At 37.4% G+C, this 21081-nt stretch carries 16 protein-coding genes and 1 pseudogene; 7 read left to right on the forward strand and 10 right to left on the reverse strand.

What is annotated here, in order from left to right; all coding sequences use genetic code 11:
• Window positions 1-105: 105 nt before the first annotated feature.
• From GLIP_RS20635 to GLIP_RS20645, 3 genes are all read right to left on the reverse strand, one after another.
• Complete coding sequence (locus GLIP_RS20635) at window positions 106-1950, reverse strand: 2Fe-2S iron-sulfur cluster-binding protein (RefSeq protein WP_008846671.1); 1845 nt, start codon at window positions 1948-1950, stop codon at window positions 106-108.
• Complete coding sequence (locus GLIP_RS20640) at window positions 1947-2705, reverse strand: PepSY domain-containing protein (protein WP_008846672.1); 759 nt, start codon at window positions 2703-2705, stop codon at window positions 1947-1949. Before GLIP_RS20640 ends, GLIP_RS20635 begins: the two co-directional genes overlap by 4 nt.
• 227 nt (window positions 2706-2932) lie before the next feature.
• Window positions 2933-3298, reverse strand: coding sequence for a hypothetical protein (locus tag GLIP_RS20645; protein WP_153886388.1), 366 nt, complete (start codon window positions 3296-3298; stop codon window positions 2933-2935).
• Window positions 3299-3890: 592 nt separating this feature from the next.
• On the opposite strand from GLIP_RS20645, the pseudogene GLIP_RS20650 reads away from it, so the two are divergent.
• Window positions 3891-4304 (forward strand): annotated as a pseudogene (locus GLIP_RS20650) (PhoH family protein); the annotation flags it as partial.
• Between the two features lie 148 nt (window positions 4305-4452).
• On the opposite strand, the gene GLIP_RS20655 reads toward GLIP_RS20650, so the two are convergent.
• The 5 genes from GLIP_RS20655 to GLIP_RS20675 all read right to left on the reverse strand — a co-directional run bounded on the left by GLIP_RS20655 (window position 4453) and on the right by GLIP_RS20675 (window position 11458).
• Window positions 4453-6654, reverse strand: coding sequence for a DUF5916 domain-containing protein (locus tag GLIP_RS20655; RefSeq protein ID WP_153886389.1), 2202 nt, complete (start codon window positions 6652-6654; stop codon window positions 4453-4455).
• 228 nt (window positions 6655-6882) lie between these two features.
• Entirely contained in the window at window positions 6883-7638 is a 756-nt protein-coding gene (locus GLIP_RS20660; RefSeq protein WP_153886402.1) for a COG4705 family protein, read from the reverse strand.
• A gap of 36 nt (window positions 7639-7674) precedes the next feature.
• Window positions 7675-9276, reverse strand: a complete 1602-nt coding sequence (locus GLIP_RS20665; protein WP_008846677.1) for a ShlB/FhaC/HecB family protein — start codon at window positions 9274-9276, stop codon at window positions 7675-7677.
• A 92-nt stretch (window positions 9277-9368) separates the two neighbouring features.
• Window positions 9369-10790 (reverse strand): sensor histidine kinase, encoded by a 1422-nt coding sequence (locus GLIP_RS20670; protein ID WP_008846678.1) that lies wholly within the window; start codon window positions 10788-10790, stop codon window positions 9369-9371.
• Window positions 10787-11458, reverse strand: a complete 672-nt coding sequence (locus tag GLIP_RS20675; protein ID WP_008846679.1) for a response regulator transcription factor — start codon at window positions 11456-11458, stop codon at window positions 10787-10789. Before GLIP_RS20675 ends, GLIP_RS20670 begins: the two co-directional genes overlap by 4 nt.
• Before the next feature lie 274 nt (window positions 11459-11732).
• On the opposite strand from GLIP_RS20675, the gene GLIP_RS20680 reads away from it, so the two are divergent.
• From GLIP_RS20680 to GLIP_RS20690, 3 genes are all read left to right on the forward strand, one after another.
• Complete coding sequence (locus GLIP_RS20680; protein ID WP_226992265.1) at window positions 11733-13622, forward strand: LTA synthase family protein; 1890 nt, start codon at window positions 11733-11735, stop codon at window positions 13620-13622.
• 133 nt (window positions 13623-13755) lie between these two features.
• Window positions 13756-15456, forward strand: coding sequence for a phosphoethanolamine transferase (locus tag GLIP_RS20685; protein ID WP_008846681.1), 1701 nt, complete (start codon window positions 13756-13758; stop codon window positions 15454-15456).
• Window positions 15453-15827 (forward strand): diacylglycerol kinase, encoded by a 375-nt coding sequence (locus tag GLIP_RS20690; RefSeq protein WP_008846682.1) that lies wholly within the window; start codon window positions 15453-15455, stop codon window positions 15825-15827. The genes GLIP_RS20685 and GLIP_RS20690 overlap by 4 nt, the downstream gene beginning before the upstream one ends.
• Here GLIP_RS20690 and GLIP_RS20695 read toward each other — a convergent pair.
• Together GLIP_RS20695 and GLIP_RS20700 are read right to left on the reverse strand one after the other, a co-directional pair.
• On the reverse strand, window positions 15792-16403 hold the full coding sequence (locus tag GLIP_RS20695; protein ID WP_008846683.1) for an LNS2 domain-containing protein: 612 nt from the start codon (window positions 16401-16403) through the stop codon (window positions 15792-15794). The genes GLIP_RS20690 and GLIP_RS20695 overlap by 36 nt on opposite strands.
• Window positions 16404-16407: 4 nt before the next feature.
• Window positions 16408-18015, reverse strand: a complete 1608-nt coding sequence (locus GLIP_RS20700; protein ID WP_083880153.1) for a phosphoethanolamine transferase — start codon at window positions 18013-18015, stop codon at window positions 16408-16410.
• Between the two features lie 193 nt (window positions 18016-18208).
• Here GLIP_RS20700 and GLIP_RS20705 point away from each other — a divergent pair, with 193 nt between their 5' ends.
• Genes GLIP_RS20705 through GLIP_RS20715 form a run of 3 tightly spaced genes read left to right on the forward strand, consistent with a single transcriptional unit; the run spans window position 18209 to window position 20993 of the window.
• Window positions 18209-19213 (forward strand): glycosyltransferase family 2 protein, encoded by a 1005-nt coding sequence (locus GLIP_RS20705; RefSeq protein ID WP_008846685.1) that lies wholly within the window; start codon window positions 18209-18211, stop codon window positions 19211-19213.
• Entirely contained in the window at window positions 19213-20598 is a 1386-nt protein-coding gene (locus tag GLIP_RS20710) for an ArnT family glycosyltransferase (RefSeq protein WP_040523711.1), read from the forward strand. The genes GLIP_RS20705 and GLIP_RS20710 overlap by 1 nt, the downstream gene beginning before the upstream one ends.
• Entirely contained in the window at window positions 20589-20993 is a 405-nt protein-coding gene (locus tag GLIP_RS20715; protein ID WP_008846687.1) for a GtrA family protein, read from the forward strand. The genes GLIP_RS20710 and GLIP_RS20715 overlap by 10 nt, the downstream gene beginning before the upstream one ends.
• Window positions 20994-21081 lie beyond the last annotated feature (88 nt).

The raw sequence follows: 21081 nt of genomic DNA on the forward strand, positions 1-21081 counted from the left end.
CTAGTGTGCCCAATAATAATGTTTAAAAACAGCATTAAAATATGGAAGCTTAAGCACAAAAAAGCCTCCATTTAAGTATAATCGAATTGTGATCGCCAAATTAACTTACTTGAATAAGTCGAATCTGATATCGTCGCTTTTTACACCTTTTCTTTCTAACATGGAAATAACCTCATCCATTAATCCTTGTGGGCCGCAAACATAAAACTCCAGTTCGCTTAAATCACCTAAACTGTCAAGGTTTAGCTGTAGAATATGTTGTACATATCCCGCGGCGCCTAACCAATTATTATCTGGTTTGGACAAAACTGGAAAGTAATGAAAAAGTTCATTTTGCTCTGCCAAGAAATAAAAATCATCGGCGTAAATCAAGTCATTTTCGTTCCGAGCACCATAAAAAAAGTAAATTTCTCGATTGGATGCAAATGATTGCAACGATATTCCTATTTGTTCATCTATTATTGCTCGTAACGGTGCCATCCCAGATCCTGCACCAATTAAAACCATTGTTTTTTCACTTCTTTGCTTAACAAAAAATTCCTCAAAAGGGCCGAGTGCTTCCACGGTTTCTCCAGGCTGGAGGTTACACAGGTAATGGGATGCAATTCCGGGAAGTACGCTATCGTTAGGAGCGGGCTGAAACTTAATTGTAAATACTAGTTCATCTGTTGTTGCACAAGACATGGCACATGAATAACTTCTAGTGCAGGCATCGTGCTCAAAAACTCGCTCCTCTACATGTTGCCAATCTGGTTTGAACGCTTCAGGTATATTAACCGGAATAGAATGGCTTTTGGCGGCAGGGATAAAAAATCGCATAAAAGCCCCAGCTTTAAATACAATACTATCCCGTCCTTTGGTTTTGAATTTAAGCTCCTTGATAAATGGACTAATAAAACGTGTTTCGGTTAATTCCATAGTGTGTTTTTGTGCGTTTGTGACGTCCATAAGTGTCATATGATCAATATCATTACTAAAATGCTGACACGCCAAACGAAATCCTTCGGCTAATTCTTTTTTTGTAAAATGAAGCTCATCTGCGGAAGAAGACTTGACCGCTGGGTTAATCATTACCTTACAGCGTCCACAAGTGCCACCACCACCACAAGTTGAAGGCAAAATAATGTTGTGTTCAACCAAACCATCGAGTAAGTTAACATGCGTAGAGAATGATAGGGTGCCCATACTCTTACGATCCCTATCGAAGAGTTTTACTTTTCGCTTTTTCGCAAACCAACTAAGCTGGTATTGTCCGCGAAACCCTAAATCGATGGTCCAGATGAAACCACTTAGCGACAGCCATAAGGTCACAAATGCAAAGAGGATCATCTGCACACTGTTAAAACTGCCTTCGTTGGTATAATCCATAAAGTGCAACATAAAAAAGATGTCTGCCAAGCGTTTGTCTTCATCACTATGTCCAACAATACGACCTGAGCCACTTTCTATATAAACGCTGGTCTGGACTTCATCATCAAAATCGACCTGCCAAGCTGGATTTTTTTGTTTTGGGAAATCATCGATTAATCCGTGCAACAACGTCGTTGAACGAATTGTACCAGGCCCGCTGTATGATTCTTTTGCCAGAGCGTTGGCCATATCTTCATCAATCAATATTTGACGTCCTGTATAGGCATCAACAAGTGTGTAGCTATTTTCAAAGTTAGCGTACAAGCCTTTTTTATGTGTTAGCTGATAAATTGGTTTAGAGAGTAAACTCGTCGTCGTTAATTCCACGCTGGGCGGAAAGTCAGATAATACAATTGATGGTTCTAGTAGCTCTTGAGGGGCAACTTTAACTTCGATTTTCGAATGTGAACGGTATGTATTCCCTGCGGCTTTTTGATGATCCATTAAATTAAAATAGATACCGCTACTTAGCCATAATAAAAATTGTATACCAACGACAACTGATGCCCATTTATGTATTTTTCTTATCCAGGGCATCATAAGTTAACTCCTTTATCAGGTGTTGCAGATTCATGTGCTGTTACTTTGAGATCACTATTCTTTTTAAAGACTCTGAAATAGGTCAAAACTAAACCCAAAATACAAGCAATAATACTGAATATGGTTGTCCAGAAAAGTAGTAAGTTATCGATTTCTTCGGCATCACCGTAATCCATAATATGGAAGCGAAACATCCAATCAAATAGTCGCCAAAACTCATGGCGTTTTCCGACTAATTGACCAGTTTGTGCAGATACATAAATAGAGGGGGAACCAAAATTGTCGAAGTTCACTCGCCAAGCTGGCAATGACCGAGTACTTAATTCAAAAGGTGGATTTTCTATAATTAATTCAAGGTCTTGAATCTGTCCATCCCCACTATAATATAGTTTTGCAGCAGCGGCCGCCATTTCCTGATTTAAAGGTGATAAAAGTTGGCCATTTGTGGCACTCAACAAGTAAGACATATCCTCAATTACAAAGCGATAAACATTTTCCTCGATGAACGTTCCCATACTAATTTGTTCAGCGTGTGGGTAATCATTGAGTAAATCTTTTAGCGAATATTGAATCTCATCTGGTGATATTTTGGTTTGATGATTGGTTACTAGGCTGTCGCCATGGATATAGTCGATATCGAAAAAAACCATATAGGCTCCTGTAATGGACCAAATTACAAACTGCACGCCTAAAAACAGCATCAGCCATTTGTGATATTTACGACTGGTTTTGAGCATTGCCATTGAATTATTCATATATAAAATTCCCGTATAAAAATTTGTTCTGCGCCACCTTAGGTGAACCATGTGTGATAGATTGCGCGCGCACGCCAGCAGTTTTCATTGTGATATTTAATTTGCCTCTTATTTCATCGGGCATAGTCAATGAAATATTTTTGTCTTTAAATTTATATAAAGAAGATAGATTGTCGTGCTGGTATCAATTGCTTAAGAAAGCAATTTTTAGACGCACTGATCCTAGGCTAGGGAAATATTGGGGGTTTAAAAAGCGATGCCATATCAGGTTTGATTAGCGCAGCAAAAAGTTGACTAATTTTATGTTGATTAGCAATAGGTAAGCGGAAAATATTGTAATTTGGAACGGAAGATAATGAAGAACAAACATTGGCAGCACATGAACAGCCATTACTACAACAACTCGTTTTTTTAGATTCCTGATGATGAGACATATTATCATCAGCATGCATATTATGTTTCATTAGACTTTTATGTGATTTATGACCATTGTCAGAAACATCTGTCGCACAGTGCATTGGAGCAGCAAAAGATTGACTTATAAAAGCCACTAAAAGTGCAACAACAAATGTTCTAAATGGTAAATTATTCAATCGCAAGTTAATTTAACGTAATAATCAAATGATGAATGTTAATGCACATCAAGTTTAATTTAAAGGTTTTTATACTGCGACCAATAATAATTTTAGCTATTTATATAGGGTAAACGAGAACAGAACAACTAAGGTATTGAATTTAAAAAAGAATTGCTAGTGAGTTATTAAATTAAGTTGATGATAATTGGTGCATTTTTGGTGATTCAAATTGACCCTGTAACAGATTCGGTGTTACTGGCATTTAGTTAATTTGCTTTTCGAGGTGTTCCTCGAACTCGATAATAAAACGACTCATCGCCTGACGCTAGTTTTGAATGGGCATCGTCCATTTTTTGTTAGCATCTTTAATTGCTAATTAACTTAGAAGCAAAAAATAAAAATGAGAATCAAAAATCAAACTGTGTTTAGAGGATGAAAGTGTGCTGTTCGAATACTGGGTTAATGTTATTTTAGATGGTGCAAAGGTTCAAACTTTGGGCGTTCAGCTAGTTACTTTTCTTCACATCAGTAATAAATAAGGAGAACAATGAACTCTCCTAAATTACTAATATAACTTTTTGACAACTTTGGTATAGATCTTAGAAAAACAGAAGAAAAAATGGCACCTTGGTTGGCGGCAATTACCGATTCATTAGAAGTGCCGCATAAAAATGATGAGAACGTTAAAGGCTCAATGAATTACATCATGGAAAAAGCCAATATTCAGTTCAAATCGGTGAACTTTATGCGTGGACGTAGTATTCAAAACGCCATCGTGATTTTGGATGAATCCCAGAATTTAACAGCATCTCAACTTAAAACGATTATTACTCGTTGTGGAGAAGGTACTAAATTAATTTGCGGCGGAAACTTAGCGCAGATTGACAGCAATTATCTGTCTGCCGTCACGTCAGGTTTAACCTATTTAGTTGAGAAATTCAAAAACTTTTCAGGCAGTGCAACCATCAATCTAGACGGTGTCGTTCGAAGCCGATTGGCTGAATTTGCAGAAGAGAATTTGTAACTTTTAGGTCACTTATTTGAAAAAGACTTAGCAAGGAAGATACGTTTATTTTCCTTGCTAAAAGTTGCTGCTTTTCATGCGGAAACTCAATGTATTGAAATTGCTCTTTGGAACTGTAGGATATGTGTAGAATTACTACAGAAAACTCTCACATTTCCCACCTGATTTTAAAAAATAGATTGTGTTCATTTTTTGCTGAAATTGCGTCTGAAATAAGTGTACGGTGTGATAACGTCGATTTCTCATTTTCAAATTCGCCACCAAATGTATAACTCAGATAAACGGCAGTTAGCTGTGACAAGGAATACTTGTATCGAAATTGAAATGCAGCTTCTGAAAACGAAAAATCATCCGTTCGTTCGGTTTCTTTTCTAGTACCGTTAGTTTGTATTTGATAGGCCTGTTTTCCTTGGGCTTTTCCTGCAATTAATTCCAATCTAAGTCGCAATTCATGTTTTTCTGAAAATTTGTAATCAAATCTTACATCTAACGTGAGCTCATCGAGTATATATTCATTTACTTGGTTCTCCGCTTCCCATTTTAACCAACTTTGTGAATGATATTTTTCAAACACAAATTCTCCAAATATATCTGTCGCTATCTCCGTATTAAAGCTCATCATAAGTTCGGAAAAACGACCTGACCAATTTTCTGAACCATAGATAGCTTCCAGTGCTATTTGTCCAAATGGTAACTCTCGTGACTCGTAAACGCCTTCCAATAACCAGCCCATATCTATATTAGTTGAGTTAAAACCACGAGTAAGCGTGTCATCTTTTCCAAACGTAAACAATTCAATACCAAACTCAAAAAGATCGTCTTTTGTGGTGGTCATTTCAGTTGATAATCCCCAAACCAATGGAAGCTTTTCATTTTTAAAGTTGGTTTTTACTTCTACTTCGGTATTAAAAGCAATTTCCTCAAGAGGAATTTCATTCATATCATTTACTAAATAAGTGTACTCATATTCGAATTGTTTTCTATTAATCCGTTGCACATAACCTACATCACTAATATCAAGATGTTCTCCATAAACAAAAGCAGAAATACTATGGATATGGGTTTCATTGACCTCTGCATTGCTTTCAAGCCATAGACCAACATCACTGCTTTCATTCGCACCGCGAATGTTAGAATTTATAATTCCCAACGATAAACTATGCGTGGGAGAAACCTGTGCAAAGTAATCCAGTCCCAACACAATGGATCGTCTATTGATACTTGGTGTTTCGACTAAATTGCTGCTCAAACCAAAACTACTATCTTCATGATTAAACTTTACTCTAGCGAGCAAAAAATCACGTCCCTGAAGCATTTTTTCGTCATTTTCACTGGCTCCTAGAAGTGACATGGTTCCCCATTTCATTGCTTTTGTGTATCGGCCAGCAGCATTTATATCTCTTGCTCCAACATCTTCTATGTTAGATTGGCCACCGATTCGCGGAGTATGTACTAAAATTAAATTTTCGGGGGCTGACACATCATAGTTCGATTGATTGCGAGTAAAAAAGGGACGCTGTTCACTAAAAAATGTTTCTATAGCGGAAAAATTAATCACTAAATCATTGGCTTCAACTTGGCCAAAATCTGGGGTTATGGTGAGATCAATTGTTTCACTTTGATTTCTCTGCCAGAATAAATCTCCACCAACTCGGTGTTTGTTGCTATCGTTTTCTAATGTGTGATTGAACGAATAATAGGGAAATATCTCTACGTTCTGATTATTACTAGTTAGGATATTTAGCGTTGTAAAGCTGCTCAAAAACTCAGTGAACCCTGAATGAGTTGATGAACTTGAAAGGATACGACGATTATTATTGCTGTGTTTTGATACTAGTAACTGGATTTCTTGACGGGGTGTTTGAGTTGCAAACGTGAAATTATTCCAAGGTATAAATCCAATTGCAGTCCAGCGTCCTAGTGAGTTTTCAACATGATGTTGCCAACGCCCATTCCAATCCAAATTTTCACCAGTTTGTGCATTGTAAGTGCCATCGTAAAATACGTTTTGTCGATTAATCGCAAACACGTATGCATTAACACTGTTTTTGTTTGGCGCGATGTAGATCCGTATATGCTCATTTTCAAAGGGTCTATCATTTTCTTCCGACCGATTTGCTAGGTTGTCAGGATTGAGTATGTGCGCGCTAAAATAAATGCCTTCCTCATCAACTTGATAGTGAAAGGAAAATTCATTGGTAACTGAGCTTAACGTTCTTGGTTTTACTTCGTAAAATTTAGTTATTGTTGAACGTAGAGGCTCTTCAGCGCAAACCAAATTAGTAAAGTGTGCAAGTATTAAGCTTAGAGTGAAGAATAACTTTTTCAGGTGGATTATTCCTATTCTCAAAGAAACTTGAACGCTTCGTCTACATTACAAATCAATTGAGAACTATTCAAAAGTAAATGCAAAAAATATATAGTGTCAATCTTAAGTTTTGCTTAAGAATACCTGAATAAATACTAGCTTTTTGCCTGTAACTACAAGTTTTCAACGTAGACGTTAATCTGTATTTAAGGGGTGAATAATTTCACTATGTAGTTTAAATAAATTACAATATCTTTAGTGGTTGTATTGCTATTCTGATTTACTTTGCGCTAGCTTATTTACGCGAACTTGTTCAAAAACTAACGCTAAAACTAAAATACTTAAAAAAATAGCAGAGGCGCTGCTTGTTGTGCCAAGCTCAATACCGCCTTGTGAATGAGATTTGGTTAGAAAGTCGCCAAATGTAGCACCAAATGGGCGAGTTAACACAAAGGCAATCCAAAAAAGTACCAGACCTGATAACCGAGTGACGTAGTGTAATATTGCACACAAAATCAATATACCTGCTAAAATTTCAGCACTAATGATAAAGCCCAATGACAAATCATCCGCCATGTAATCTCCAACAGCGGTGCCAAGTGTATTAGCGACAAGAAAAGCTATCCAATAAAAGACTTCAGAAGAATTTGTATTAACTCTTTCTACTGAGATTGAGCCTTCCTTTTGATACCAAGCGATTAAAGTGAAGATAAGCAAAATAAACAATAATGTAGAGCCCAAAAGGTAGCCCAGGCCCATTGTTCGGTCAATAAAATCAGACATTGCTGTCCCCGCGATAGCAGAACTAGTAAATGTAATCCAATAAAGCGTAGGTGCGTATTTAGCTTGTTTTAATTTAAATAGTAAGCAGACCAAAAATAATCCAATAAAAATCAGGATGGTAAAGTGATAACCAAGATTCAAGGTCATTGAAAATAAATCTGCACCAGTTTCACCAAGAGTAGTAGCGGCTATTTTAATGATCCAATATAAAATAATGATTTGCGGTACCCGATTAATTGTCATGTTGTTCACGTGAAAGTTTTCCTAATATTGGTATGCCTAAAAAGCATGTTTGGCCGTAATGCGAAATTCGACGCCGTTAACATTTTTATCGTTCGACACGGGCTTGATAATATCTACATGGATCACTTGCGCATCACTGGAGTGGGTGGAATAAAAACGTGCACCTAATCCAAAAGATGCCAGAGTTGAATTATCAAAATTGCGCAGTTCACTGCTGCCAAATGATTTACCGACATCAATAAATGCCGCAGCGCCGACCTCAATTAATTTATAAATATTGATATGTGGGTAATAACGGGCTTCGAGGCTCAGTGCTGCGTTGTGCTGACCATGTTGATATTGCAATGGGAAGCCCCTAACACCATTTTCACCCCCCAAAACAATTGGTGCATCTAAAAACTGATTTTTACTCAATGTAACTAGATTTTTAACGTAAGCACCCCAATCATCATTGAGTTTATGAAAATATTCAGTTGATAGTGCTAAACGCATTCTGTCTGCTTGATTTTCGGTGTTATACCATTCCCCATCGAATTGCGCCGTCATGTAAATGAATGCATCAGATGAGACATCGAGTCCTTTACTCAGCTGTGAACGCCAGATCGCGCTAGCTGCGTTGTCTCGATTGCTTACGTCTGAACCTAGATGGCCGGATATATGCCAGCCGAGATTAAAATCTTCTATATGATTGATAAGATTAATATTGGTTAGTTTTCGGTAGTCTTTTGTTAAATACTCAAGGGATATAAATGGATAAGTAAATTGCCGATTAAATGGCATATAAGCTTGAAGGTCTGGTGACGTATTAGGCAGGGTAGTAAAGTCATGTTTTTCATTGGCATATCCCATCCCCATTCGCAGCGTTTCTGAAGCATTGTTTTGAACAAGCCACTGTCCATGCGCTAAGTATGAATTTTTTTGATGTTGAAAGCGTGCACTATCTAATCCATTTTGGAATAGCGTGTCGGTTTGCTGGAAATTATCAAAACCCACATTAAACGCATATGCGGTGCCAAACCCGGCAAATTCTTTATTAAGAAACACTGCTTGAGATTGCCCATCGTCGTTACTGGAGAATCGCAAATTAGCGTTCATATTGTTTTTCATAAAAAGGGGTATCTGCGTATCTAATTTGTATCCTGTTCGTTGTTCATCACTAAAATATTCAAATTCAGCATCAATGCCCAAACCCAACAAGTTTCGATCTTGAATGCCGACTGAGTACTTATTAACCCCCCCTTTACGACCAAAATCAGCGGTGGGCATTAATGACCAATTATCCCAAGTTTCGACTTTTATATTGTCTTGTTCGTCTCTAGTAACTTGTGCATCACGAAGATATTTTCTAGAGCGCAAATACCTTTCTAATTCCAATAAATCATCATCGCTAATCTCACATTTATCAATGAAAAAAGCTATCTCATTTTGCAGTGCAGATTTCTTGCTTATAATGTGTAGCAGGTTAGCCCAACGATGAAAAAACAGAGTATCCTGTTCAGTCAAATCGAAAATATCATTTACCACAAAAGTAATTTTTTCGGCTTGATCACAGCTCTCAGTAGCCCATACCAGTTGACTAGAAGATAAGGTTGTCACTAGCAAGAAGGCTTGCTTAAAAATTCGAAAAGTATGCGCCATATACAACACCTGATAAGTTGGCTCATACTATATAAAATTGATCTTAAGAAATGCTTATGGTTGGCTGATAGTTGGCTTAACTCCAACTGAAATTATACTGGTATTGTCACCATAAAAGTAACTTCATCGTCAGTAACACGTGCGGTTATTTTACCGCCTAAGGCATTACAAAAAGTTTTTACTATTGCTAATCCAAGACCATAATTTTCAGTACTCGTTCTCGCGCAGTCTTTTTGCCACAAAGGGTCGAAAATGTAGTCTAAATCTGATTGCGATAATACTGGTTCACACTGATTGCTAATCGAGATTTGAAGTTCGTTATTTGCGTATAAACTTAAACGAATCGTGATTTTTGAATTTTCTGGACTGTAGCTTTGTGCATTGTTTATTAGGTTTTGGAATATGGACTCAAAAGCAAACAAATTACAATTAACTGGTTCGAGGCCATCGTCTATTATTATTTCGATATCACGATTACTTTTTTCTACCATTCTGCGAATAACTTGCTCGACGTTAAATACATCATGCTTTTCAAAATGTTCATTGGTATATCGATGAAACATTAAAATGTTATCAACAACGGCCTGAAGACGCTTACTTATCTCTAGAACTTCGGGTTTATAACTACTATTTAAAGTGGGATCATTGGGGAATTTTATGGATACTTCAGTCAGGTTAATCAATTCAGCAATTGGTGTCTTTAATTCGTGAGCGATGTCAGAGGTAAGTCGTTGTTCTTTTATGTAAAGTGCACGGTTTTCAACTATAAAGCTATTTATACTGTGCTGTATAGGCACAAGCTCTTCTATTTCTACACTCAAACTAAGTTCAGTTTCTTTATTTGCTAAACTTACTTGCTTTATATTCTGTGTAAACTCTTCAAGTGGTTTGAATCCCTTATTGACGGTTCTCTTAACTAAAAAGCCAACCATAATCGCCACCAAAATTGCAGCGACCAGAAAACTAATATCAATTAACCAAGCAATAAAATTTAGCTTTTCTGAAGACATAGCATAGGCTATTGTCATAGACTTTTGTTTCTTCCCAGATTGTTTCATTTTCGCTAGATATACATCTCTATCATCAGAATCAACTTGTGGCATAAAATGTATATAAATAATACGTCCTGAACGTCCATCTGGTAAGGTTATATCGTTAATTAATTCTTTGCCCACCTTTAACTCTACTAATGGTAGTGATTTCATCGCAAAAAGATCTAGGGTATCAGAGCGTTCAAATATTTTATTGTCGCGCCATAGTTGATAATATTCAGGATCAGTTTCTCCTTCAAATTCAGGCATAAATTCACCCGCAAAATCAAACTCAATGGTCTCAAAGTCTTCTTCAACCAAGGTACTAAGTAGATTGGCTTTGGTACGCATTGCTCTGTCAAACTCAGCATGAATCCACGTATCTACAGCCACATCAGTGGCCAATAAAATCACCATCATTACTAATGTCAGCGAAATAGATAACGAGCGTACAAGCCGTTTACGGATAGAAAAACTAGTCATTCAACTACCATATAACCAAATCCGCGTTTGGTTTGTATGGGCAGAGTAGCCCCGGCTACTTTCGCTTTTTTGCGCGCTGAAGACAGGTGCGCCTCAATAGAATTTTTAGAAATAGCATCGTATTGCCCAGCGATATGTTCACTGAGCTTCTCAGGAGTAACAACTGTATTCTGGTTTGAAAACATACACTCTACAATACGGTACTCATTAGGCGTTAAATCAATCAACGTTTTGCCATACCTAAGTGTCTTTAATTGTAGGTCTAAAGTTAGACCTGCAAGATCAATTTGGTCACAATTCTTACGCAAAGAGCCACGTCGTAACAATGAAAGAAGTCTTGCATGTAACTCATCAAACGAAAATGGTTTGGTTAGATAGTCGTCAGCCCCAGTCAGTAATCCTTTTACTCTATCTTCAGGCTGACTTTTTGCTGACAGCAGCAATACGCGAACATCGTTGTGGCTGTGACGCAGCGTTTTTAAAAGTGTTAACCCGTCTACGCTAGGCAACATAATATCTAATATAATGACATCATAATTACCGGTAAGTGCCATACTCAAGCCTTCGGATCCATCATCCGTATCGTCCACAGTGAACCCCAAGTTTTGAAGACCGATAGTTAGACTTCGACGAAGTGAGATAGAATCTTCAACTAATAATATTTTCATGTTAACTCAGTGGTAATTTTCTCAATTTTGATTATTAATTAGTTAACTTAAGGTTAGCTTAAGGAATACTGAATTAAAGCATAAACCGATGTTCTTGGGCCAAATTTCATAAATTATTAAGGTAATCTTAAGTTTCATTTTTTATCTTCGCTATCTCTTTTCGTAGGCAGAGCGAAGTATGCAAGTCTCTATTCAAATTTTTCAAATTCTTAAACCACTAATCAAGTTTATCTTTTTGGCACTTTTGATTTTATTCTTGTGCAGAGTTGGGCTGATGATTTGGCAATTACACAGAGTTGAATCGATTGAGACAGTGTTAACCATTTTATTGAATGGTTTGCGAATTGATTTAAGTACGTTGGCATATTTACTCATCATTCCGGCGCTGATTCATCCGCTGCTATGTTGTAGCAAATATTATGCTATATGGCTGAAGGTCTTACGTTTTTGGTTTTTACTTTGCTTACTTATTTTAACTTTTTTTGAGCTGGCGACTCCCACATTTATCCAGGAATACGATCTTCGTCCCAATCGACTTTTTATAGAATATCTCATATATCCTAAAGAAGTCTTCAGTATGCTGGTACAAGGCCATACATTTGCGCTAGTTTTAACAATAATATCGTTAATTGTATGCGTATTTTTATACCGACTAATCTTATCCAATTTTGTCTTTTCTCGTCAGAAGGATATTAGACAGCGACGTCAATTGATCAGGTTTGAATCAAAAGTCGTAACGCTCGTCTCCGTGGCAATAAGTATATGCATAATTGTGATTAGTTTATTTGGGTTGGCTAGAGGCACCCTTGGCCACCGACCTCTTAATCCTTCTGTGGTTTATTTTTCTACTGATCCTTTGATCAATTCATTGACTTTAAATTCGCTATATAGTGTTGCTTTTGCTTTCAAACAATTGGGAGGTGAGAAGCATGCGGCAAATGTTTACGGAAAATTGAGTGATGAAGAGGTGATCAATATTGTGCGCAGTAGTAGTGAGCTCGATTCTGCTGATTTCAATTCTAGCGCGTTACCAACTTTACATAGGCAAGTTCCTGAGCACAGTTATAACAACATGCCAAAGAATTTAGTCATTATCCTTGAAGAAAGTTTGGGTGCACGTTTCGTAAGTCATTTGGGAGGAAAAAAAATAACCCCCAATATTGATGAGTTAATGCAGGAAGGTTGGGCATTTAATCAATTATATGCTACGGGTACCCGATCAGTGCGTGGTATAGAAGCTATTCTTACTGGTTTTACCCCAACACCTGCCCGCTCTGTTGTTAAACTTGATAAGTCGCAACGTAATTTTTTTACGATCGCGGAGCTGTTAAAACGCAAAGGGTATGTAACACAATTCATCTACGGTGGAGAAAGCCATTTTGATAATATGAAAAGCTTTTTTCTAGGTAATGGCTTTACCGACATTGTAGATTTTGATGATATTCAAGATCCTGGATTTGTTGCTTCTTGGGGAGCATGCGACGAAAGTCTGTTTAATCAAGCTCATAGAGAGTTAACGCAGCTTAGTGATTCTGGTAAACCATTTTTTAGTTTGGTTTTTACTTCAAGCAATCATGACCCTTTCGATATTCCAGATAACAAAGTGCCAGTAATAGAAGGAGAAGATGCTCGCGACCGAGCGATTCGATTTGCCGACTATGCGCTTGGGAATTTCATTAAAACGGCGAAACAATCTAATTATTGGGATGACACCATATTTTTGGTTATAGCAGATCATGATGCAAGAGTGTATGGGCCTGAATTGGTTCCGATCAAATCGTTTCATATACCAGGCGTCATTTTAGGTAAAGATATTCCGACCAGGCAGGATAACCGAATAGTGAGTCAAATAGACATGGCTCCTACACTTTTATCTTTGATGGGGATTGAAGGAAAACATCCAATGCTCGGTTTCGATTTAAACAAACAGAATCAGTCCGAACGAGCAATGATGCAATTCGATAAGAACTTTGCTTATATGGTAAATAATCAAGTGGCTATCTTACAGCCCCATAAAACGCCAATGTATTTTACATACGATCATCGAACACAAACACTTTCATCAAGCCAGAGTAATGAGGTTTTGGGAAAACAAGCATTAGGTCACGCTCTGTTTGGTAGCAAGGCTTACGATAAACAGTGGTATACATTAGAAAGTGAATGAAAAAAGCATGCAATTGAGTTTACAAATTCTGAAGTTAATTCAGCAAAACTTTAGTTTTTAATCAGTCAGCAATCAGGCAATCTTAAGGGATGATTATTAACATTCAACTATCAGTAATCGTTAGTCGAATGTTATGTCTGCCTCTCTACAAAAGCAAAATATCGTTTCAAACTTTCGCCAAATTTCATCAAATAAATTGATTTTGGCCGTTTCCTGTTATTTGGTGTTGATTCTTAACTATCCTTTTTTAGCAAAAACTTTCTCCGCTATAGTAAATTCTGCTGACTACAACGTCTTATTTTTGATAAGCGTACCGGTATTATTTATTTGTGTATTCAATATTATTCAGTCAATGATTGCGATTGGTGGTTTTCTAAAACCTGTGTTGATTGCGATGGTAGTGATATCTTCGATTATTGCCTATGCCACATTGAATTATGGCACTGTATTTGATTTTGCAATGGTTCAAAATGTTGTCGAAAGCGATAGCGCAGAAGCTTTTTCCTATGTAAACCTTACTGCCATCGTGTTTATATTAATGTTTGGTGTCGTACCTGCGTTGTTTATTGCCCTTGCGAAAATCAAAAAACAGTCCATCCTGACAGCTTGTATTAATAGGAGTAAAGTAATTGGGCTTTGCATTATTATTGTTGGTTTGATTGGCTTCTCATATTTCGCAAATTACGCGTCTGTCGGTAGGAACAATAGGGATTTAGTACATTACATCACTCCTTTTAAACTTTTTGATGCGAGCTACAAATATGCCACAAGGCACTTTTTTTCGCCTCCTAGAGAGTTTTTGGAATTAGATAGTACACCATTTCTAAAATCGTCAAATGGGAACCCTAGAGTTACGGTTGTGCTTTTGGGCGAAACAGCACGTGCGCAAAACTTTTCTTTAAATGGATATGAAAAGGATACGAATCGTTTTACTAAAGATCTGGAGATAGTTTCGTTTTTAAACATTTCATCCTGCGGCACTGCAACTGCCGTATCTGTTCCTTGCATGTTTTCTAGATTATCGAAAAGTGAATACGATAAACAAATTGCTAATTCTCAGCAGAATGCCTTAGATGTAGCACATTTGGCAGGAGTTGATGTCTTGTGGATAGACAATAACAACGGTAGTTGCAAAGGAGTTTGTAACCGCATTAGTCATATTGAAATAAGTCCGGACTCTCAAAGTAAGTATTGCGACGGTGAATACTGTTTAGATGAAATTTTGTTAACTGAACTTGATAAAAAACTAAAAAATATTACCCATAAAGATACGTTAATTGTTATGCATATGATGGGATCGCATGGACCAACGTATTACCGAAGATACCCAACTAACAAGCGAATTTTCGAACCGGATTGTCCACGCAGTGATATACAAAATTGTACCAATGAAGAGTTGGTTAATTCCTATGACAATACCATTAGTTATACTGATTTTGTGGTGAGCCAAGTTATATCTAGATTGCTGCAACTAGATGAAAGTACTGGTAGTCAATCGACCATGCTATATGTGTCGGATCACGGAGAGTCTTTGGGCGAAAAAGGTGTATATTTGCATGGATTGCCCTACGCGTTTGCTCCTGCTGAGCAAACACATGTTCCACTGCTTTTTTGGCAAGATCCGGAAAACTCGAGTTTCTCATTGGATTGTTTGCAAAATCAAGCACAACTAATTGCTTCTCACGATAACTTTTTTGATACGTTGTTAGGAGTATTGTCAGTTCAAAGCAAATTGTATCAGAAGCATAACGATTTAATCGCAAAGTGCAAAGGCGATAGCCGTATTGCATTTAAACAGGGCTATGGGATCCAAACCAATGAGGAAACCAAATGATATTTGACCGCGACAACAAACCTAAAGGAATACGTAGAATTTATTTGGCAACTTTAAATTCGTTGCGAGCAATACAATGGCTGATGAAGAATGAAGCTGCTTTCAGACAAGAAAGTATGTTGCTGTTAATTGCCATTCCCAGTAGTTTTTATGTTACCGAAAATATCATAATGCAATTCGGGTTAATTTTATCAGTTATATTTGTGTTGTTAATGGAAATCATAAATACTGCTATTGAAGTTGTCGTAGACAGAGTGAGTTTAGATATTCATCCATTATCAGGATTAGCCAAAGATCTGGGCTCTGCTCTGGTTATGATAAGCATGATTGTTGCATTAGTATTGTGGTGTGTTGCAATCTTCAATTTTTGAAACATTGGTTTTGAGTCTCTTTTGCAAAACCCTAGAATTTAAAAGCGTCGACCAAGAATCCAAACATCGTGTCCATTGTCCTGTTTCGCAGTGCTTTTCGCCTGCTCGTTTAAGTCCATAGATGTTGTTTTTATTTATACCTGCATCAATATAGGCATTAAAATCGGTTGTAGAATCACCGTACGCTGCAGAAAGTTTCCAACCGTTATTAACATAGCGTTTCAGAATCGAAAGTTTAAATGCAGCAAAATCATCTCTATCAGCGCCTGACTGTGGTACATGAATGCTGCCTTTTGGGAAGCCGTTGTCGCGCAAAAAGGCAGGTATATTAAATTGAAAGTACCTGTTTCGGGCGCTTAAATAAATTATTTTGTATCCTCTACCCGCGTATTGACTTACCACCTGAGCCGCATCGCAACGAGCGGTATAGATGCTGAGGTTATTAGGGGTTAGTGTGCCATCTATATCAAATACCACGGCATGTTTGGCATCTTTTGTAGCCTTATCTACAGGCGTTGGATCTAAACTGCAACTGACATTTAAAATCAACATTAAACCTAAAATAACTTTTTGCATTTTATTAATGTTGCTCACAGGTTGTATAAATATCAGCATTGGCTTTGTATGCTTTGGTTGCAATGTTGAATTTGTGTAGCAGCGTATGGACAATTTGATCATGGGTGAACCCATTTGCACTTTTTGAGATACAATCACTATTAAGTCGGCTGTCACTAAGCAAAAGCGGTACCATTAATTGTTCTTTAGGCGCGATATTTTTAGGTGCACCATGAAAGTACAAACCACCTTCACCTAATGACTCTCCATGATTAGATGTAAAGACTAACGCGGTTTCCACAGTTGGATATTTATTCTGAAACTCTTCTAGGTAACTATTAATGTCAATCAATAATTGTGTTACGTAATTTAGAGAATTTTTATAGCTGTTAATAAGTTGAGTGTCAGTGCATTGAGATACCAACGCAGTATCACAGGTGGGATGATTGCTCCCTACAGACTTAGGATAAGATTTAGAATATAACGGTGACGAGATATTCTTTAAGTGTAGAATAATTAAATTTGGTTCTGATGGAGATAATTCAGATAATACCCGATGATATCGCATATTTACCAATTCTTCGTCGCTACAGTCCTTTTTCTGGCAGTCGAATGGGACTCGCTCAATACTAGCTTTTATACACAGGTCCCCACATTGGTTTTCATTAGCTAACCAATAAATGTTAACTCCGGCAAGGGACATAATGTCGAGTAAATTTTGCTGATGTTTTCCTTTTGAATCTGAGTAAGATTCTGTTGACAGAAACGAAAAAATACACTGGAGCGAGGACGTGTGATACGTATTGCAGGCTTCAATTGTTATGCCTTGTGTATTTATGGATTGGATTAGTGGATTTATTGTGTGGCTCAAAAACATATCGGCACGTACCGATTCAGCTACGACTAAAACAACGGTTGTGTTTCTCTTCGACGATGGGATGGTGGGCGAAGAATCGATAATTGTGAAGTCATAAATTGGGTTAAGATACTGCTGCTTTATAAATTTTAGTGAGCTGTCTAAAAAATGGAAAGGTACAATATTGCGCAATGAGCTTCTTGATTCATGATAAACCGGTGACCACCTAGTTTCAAATAGGTAGAAGCAACACCACAGTATTAATATACTAATACTAGAGTACCCCACCCATCGTATAATATTATTTTTTAAGCTCCCCCATTTAATCTGAATTTTAAGCAGTGTAAAGCTTGGTAAGCAAACTAAAAACACCAGCATCAACAAAAAATGAAAAGTAAAAAAACGCCCTAACCCTTCGAGCCACTCATAAAAATCAAAAGCAAACGGGTTGTATTGTTTTCCCGTTGCATTGGAATATAACAGTATTGTTGATATTAAAAACTGCATAACCACTAGAACTTTAAACAAAGGCTTAATGCTTATAAGTGTTAAAAACAGCATGTTTAAGATACATAAGCTAAAGATAGTGAAACTCAATAACAATACAGCGGACAGCGATTGATGACCTACGATGTTATACACACTAACAACAAACGGTATGTTGTAGGCAAGTACATTCCAAAAGGTTAAGAAAAGTATGACAGACTGAATTGATGCTTTCGACATTGACGAAAATATCGTATTCACAATTTTGAACTTAAAATCCATGTAGTGCATTAATACAGTATTTGAAAGAAAACTATGGTAAGTGTTATGACTTAAGAATCGGTTAAGACAATCTTAAATTATTCTGACTTTTGGTTTAGCTTTAGGTGGCTGCGACTTTGTTTATTTTTCAATAAAAATTCAGTTAACCTTAAGATTGACGGTGCAGAATAACCACATCAAAAAGCAATATTCTGAAGTAGTTATGAAACATAGATTACTCAACACAAAGCGTCTCTCAATTCTGATCCCTGTTTACAATGAAAGTTGTGTAATAGATGACTTTTTAAAACGATTAGAATCCGCTGTTGAAGCTTTAACCTGTGAAATTGAGCTAGTGTTTGTTGACGATGGGAGTGTCGATGATACTTGTCAGATTATTGATAATTACGGGCTGTTCACCACAGAACGAAAAATCATCAAATTTAGTCGAAATTTTGGCAAAGAAGCCGCTCTATCGGCAGGGTTAAAAGCGACCTCTGGGGATGCAGTGATCCTTATTGATGCTGATCTACAAGACCCACCAGAATTGATTGAAAACATGTTGTCAATGTGGCTAAAGGGGGCAGATGTAGTCAATATGTGCCGCACAAAACGAGAAGGTGAAAGCTGGTTCAAAAAATTCTCGGCAAAATGTTTTTACAAATTACTTAATCGGTTATCAGATATACCAATTCCAGAAAATGTCGGCGATTTTCGCTTAATCAGCAGACAGGTCGTTGACGTGATTAATGCGATGCCTGAAAAAAACCTTTATATGAAAGGCATTTTATCATGGCCCGGATTCTCTACTGTCACACTACACTTCGAACGTGATGCTCGTTATTGTGGAGAATCAAAATGGCCTTTTTTCAAACTGCTTAATTTAGCCCTTGAAGGTATCACTTCCTTCAGCACTAAACCGTTGCAAGTAGCTACTTGGTTAGGTGTGCTGGTGGCCTCATCGGCGTTTATTTATGGCGGTATTATCGTCGCTAAAACATTGCTGTTTGGTGAGTCTGTTGCGGGTTTCCCCTCTTTAATGGTAACGATGCTAGCTTTAGGTGGCTTTCAATTGCTAACAGTGGGCATTATGGGAACGTATATTGGTCGTATTTACACTGAGGTTAAAAATCGACCTAAATATATCATTCAAGATCAAAAAGTGACTTGCAGTGTAACCGAAAGTGCCAACGTGAAATCACTTCGCAGCGCTAGAGTAAATAACTAGTGCAGCGAATTATTAAACCAATTTGGGCATTTATATTTGTTCTCATTCTAGTTCGACTTATTTCGTTAGGTGCCTATCCGTTATTGGATACAACAGAGGCAAGGTATGGCGAAATTGCTCGCATCATGCTGGAAACCCAAAATTGGATTACACCACAATTTGATTATGGCGTTCCGTTTTGGGGAAAACCGCCGCTTCACACGTGGGCAAGTGCTATTTCAGCCAGTATATTGGGAGTTTCTGAGTTTTCTCTTAGACTGCCGCATTTGCTGGCAGGTGCTTTCACTTTATTTGTGTTGTCGATTTTAGCAAAGGGATTGCAACTAAATGCAAAGGTCGTGGTGCTACTAACCTGCTCTATGTTGGGGTTTTACGCCTCCAGTGGCATGGTTATGACGGATGCTTTTCTGTTGTTGGGGATAACCTTGGCATTAGGCGGATTTGCATTGACTTGGGCGCATACCACTAAAGTTTATGCCTACATTGGTTTTATTGGATTAGGAATTGGACTATTGGCAAAAGGGCCAATTACCATTGTGCTAATTGGCTTAGTAATTGTGCCTTGGTTAGGATTAAATTATGGCGTTAAAAAGGGTTTATGTGAGCTAGTAAGGCGCATTCCTGTTCTATCCGGATTGATTTTAATGCTTGCTGTTTCGCTACCTTGGTATGTGTTGGCGGAACGAGCAACGCCAGGCTTTTTCAACTATTTCATTGTGGGTGAGCACTGGTTGCGTTTCGTGCAAAGTGGATGGGAAGGGGACCTGTACGGCACTGCACATAGTGAACCAAGAGGAATTATTTGGCTTTACTGGGTTTTGATAGCGTTTCCGTGGTCAATTTATTTGTCCGTAATATTAACGCTGAAAAAAAATCGAATTGCCTTGAAGGAGGCATCAAAAGCCGACAATTGGACAAGTTATTTTGTGCTGTGGCTTATCAGCCCGATGATTTTATTTACATTCTCAGGCAATATTTTAGCCATTTACGTGCTGCCAGGTATTCCCGCTTTAGCTCTGTTAATTGCTAGAATTCATACGCAAATCACACGCCCTATGATCTTAATCAGTTTAATCACTCCGGTGTTACTAGTGGTATTTCTATTCGCGGAGATCCCTGATTTAATAGAGCGTAAAAGTGACAAAGGTCTTGTTGAATCTGTTAAGCAAACTTACCCTATTTACGCGGTTAACAAGCCAAGCTTTTCTAGCCGCTTTTATACCCAAGGCAAAATTAAAACGTTAACTTCAATACTCGACCTAAAAGCGCTAAATAAACCAGCATACATTATTGTTCCAAATAACGTTAAAAATGCCCAAGCACTTAAGTCTAGCTGTACTTTACAATCCCAAAACGCACTCAAGGCGTTGTTTTTATGTCCGTAATTAGCTTAACTAAAATACGCTTCATTTTAGTGGGGGGAGGAGCATTTTTGGTTGATGCTATCGTCTTTTTAATTTGCTGTTATGGTTTGAGCTTATCGCCATTCAATGCGCGGATTATTGCATTTTTCATCGCAGTTGCAGTAACGTTTTTAGGTAATCGACTCATTACGTTTAAAGCGCGCAGACACCCATCGTTTATTAAACAATATGCACTTGCTCTGGCGGCAGCTGTAGTCACATTGATACCCAATTTAACGGTTTTTGTATTCTGTTTAGCCATTTTTCCAGATGGTCAGGTCTACGAATTTATGGCTTTTGTTAGTGGCACAACGGTTGGAATTATCTCCAATTTTTTGTTGAGTGATAAGCTAGTGTTTAAATCTTGTTCGGTATAAATTAGTTTAACTTGTTTCTGCACATAGGCGTTTTTATGTTTGAAATATATCAAACTAAACGTTGAATGTTTGATATTTAATGTTCTAA

It is taken from the genome of Aliiglaciecola lipolytica E3 (genome assembly GCF_000314975.1).
Lineage (GTDB): Bacteria > Pseudomonadota > Gammaproteobacteria > Enterobacterales > Alteromonadaceae > Aliiglaciecola > Aliiglaciecola lipolytica.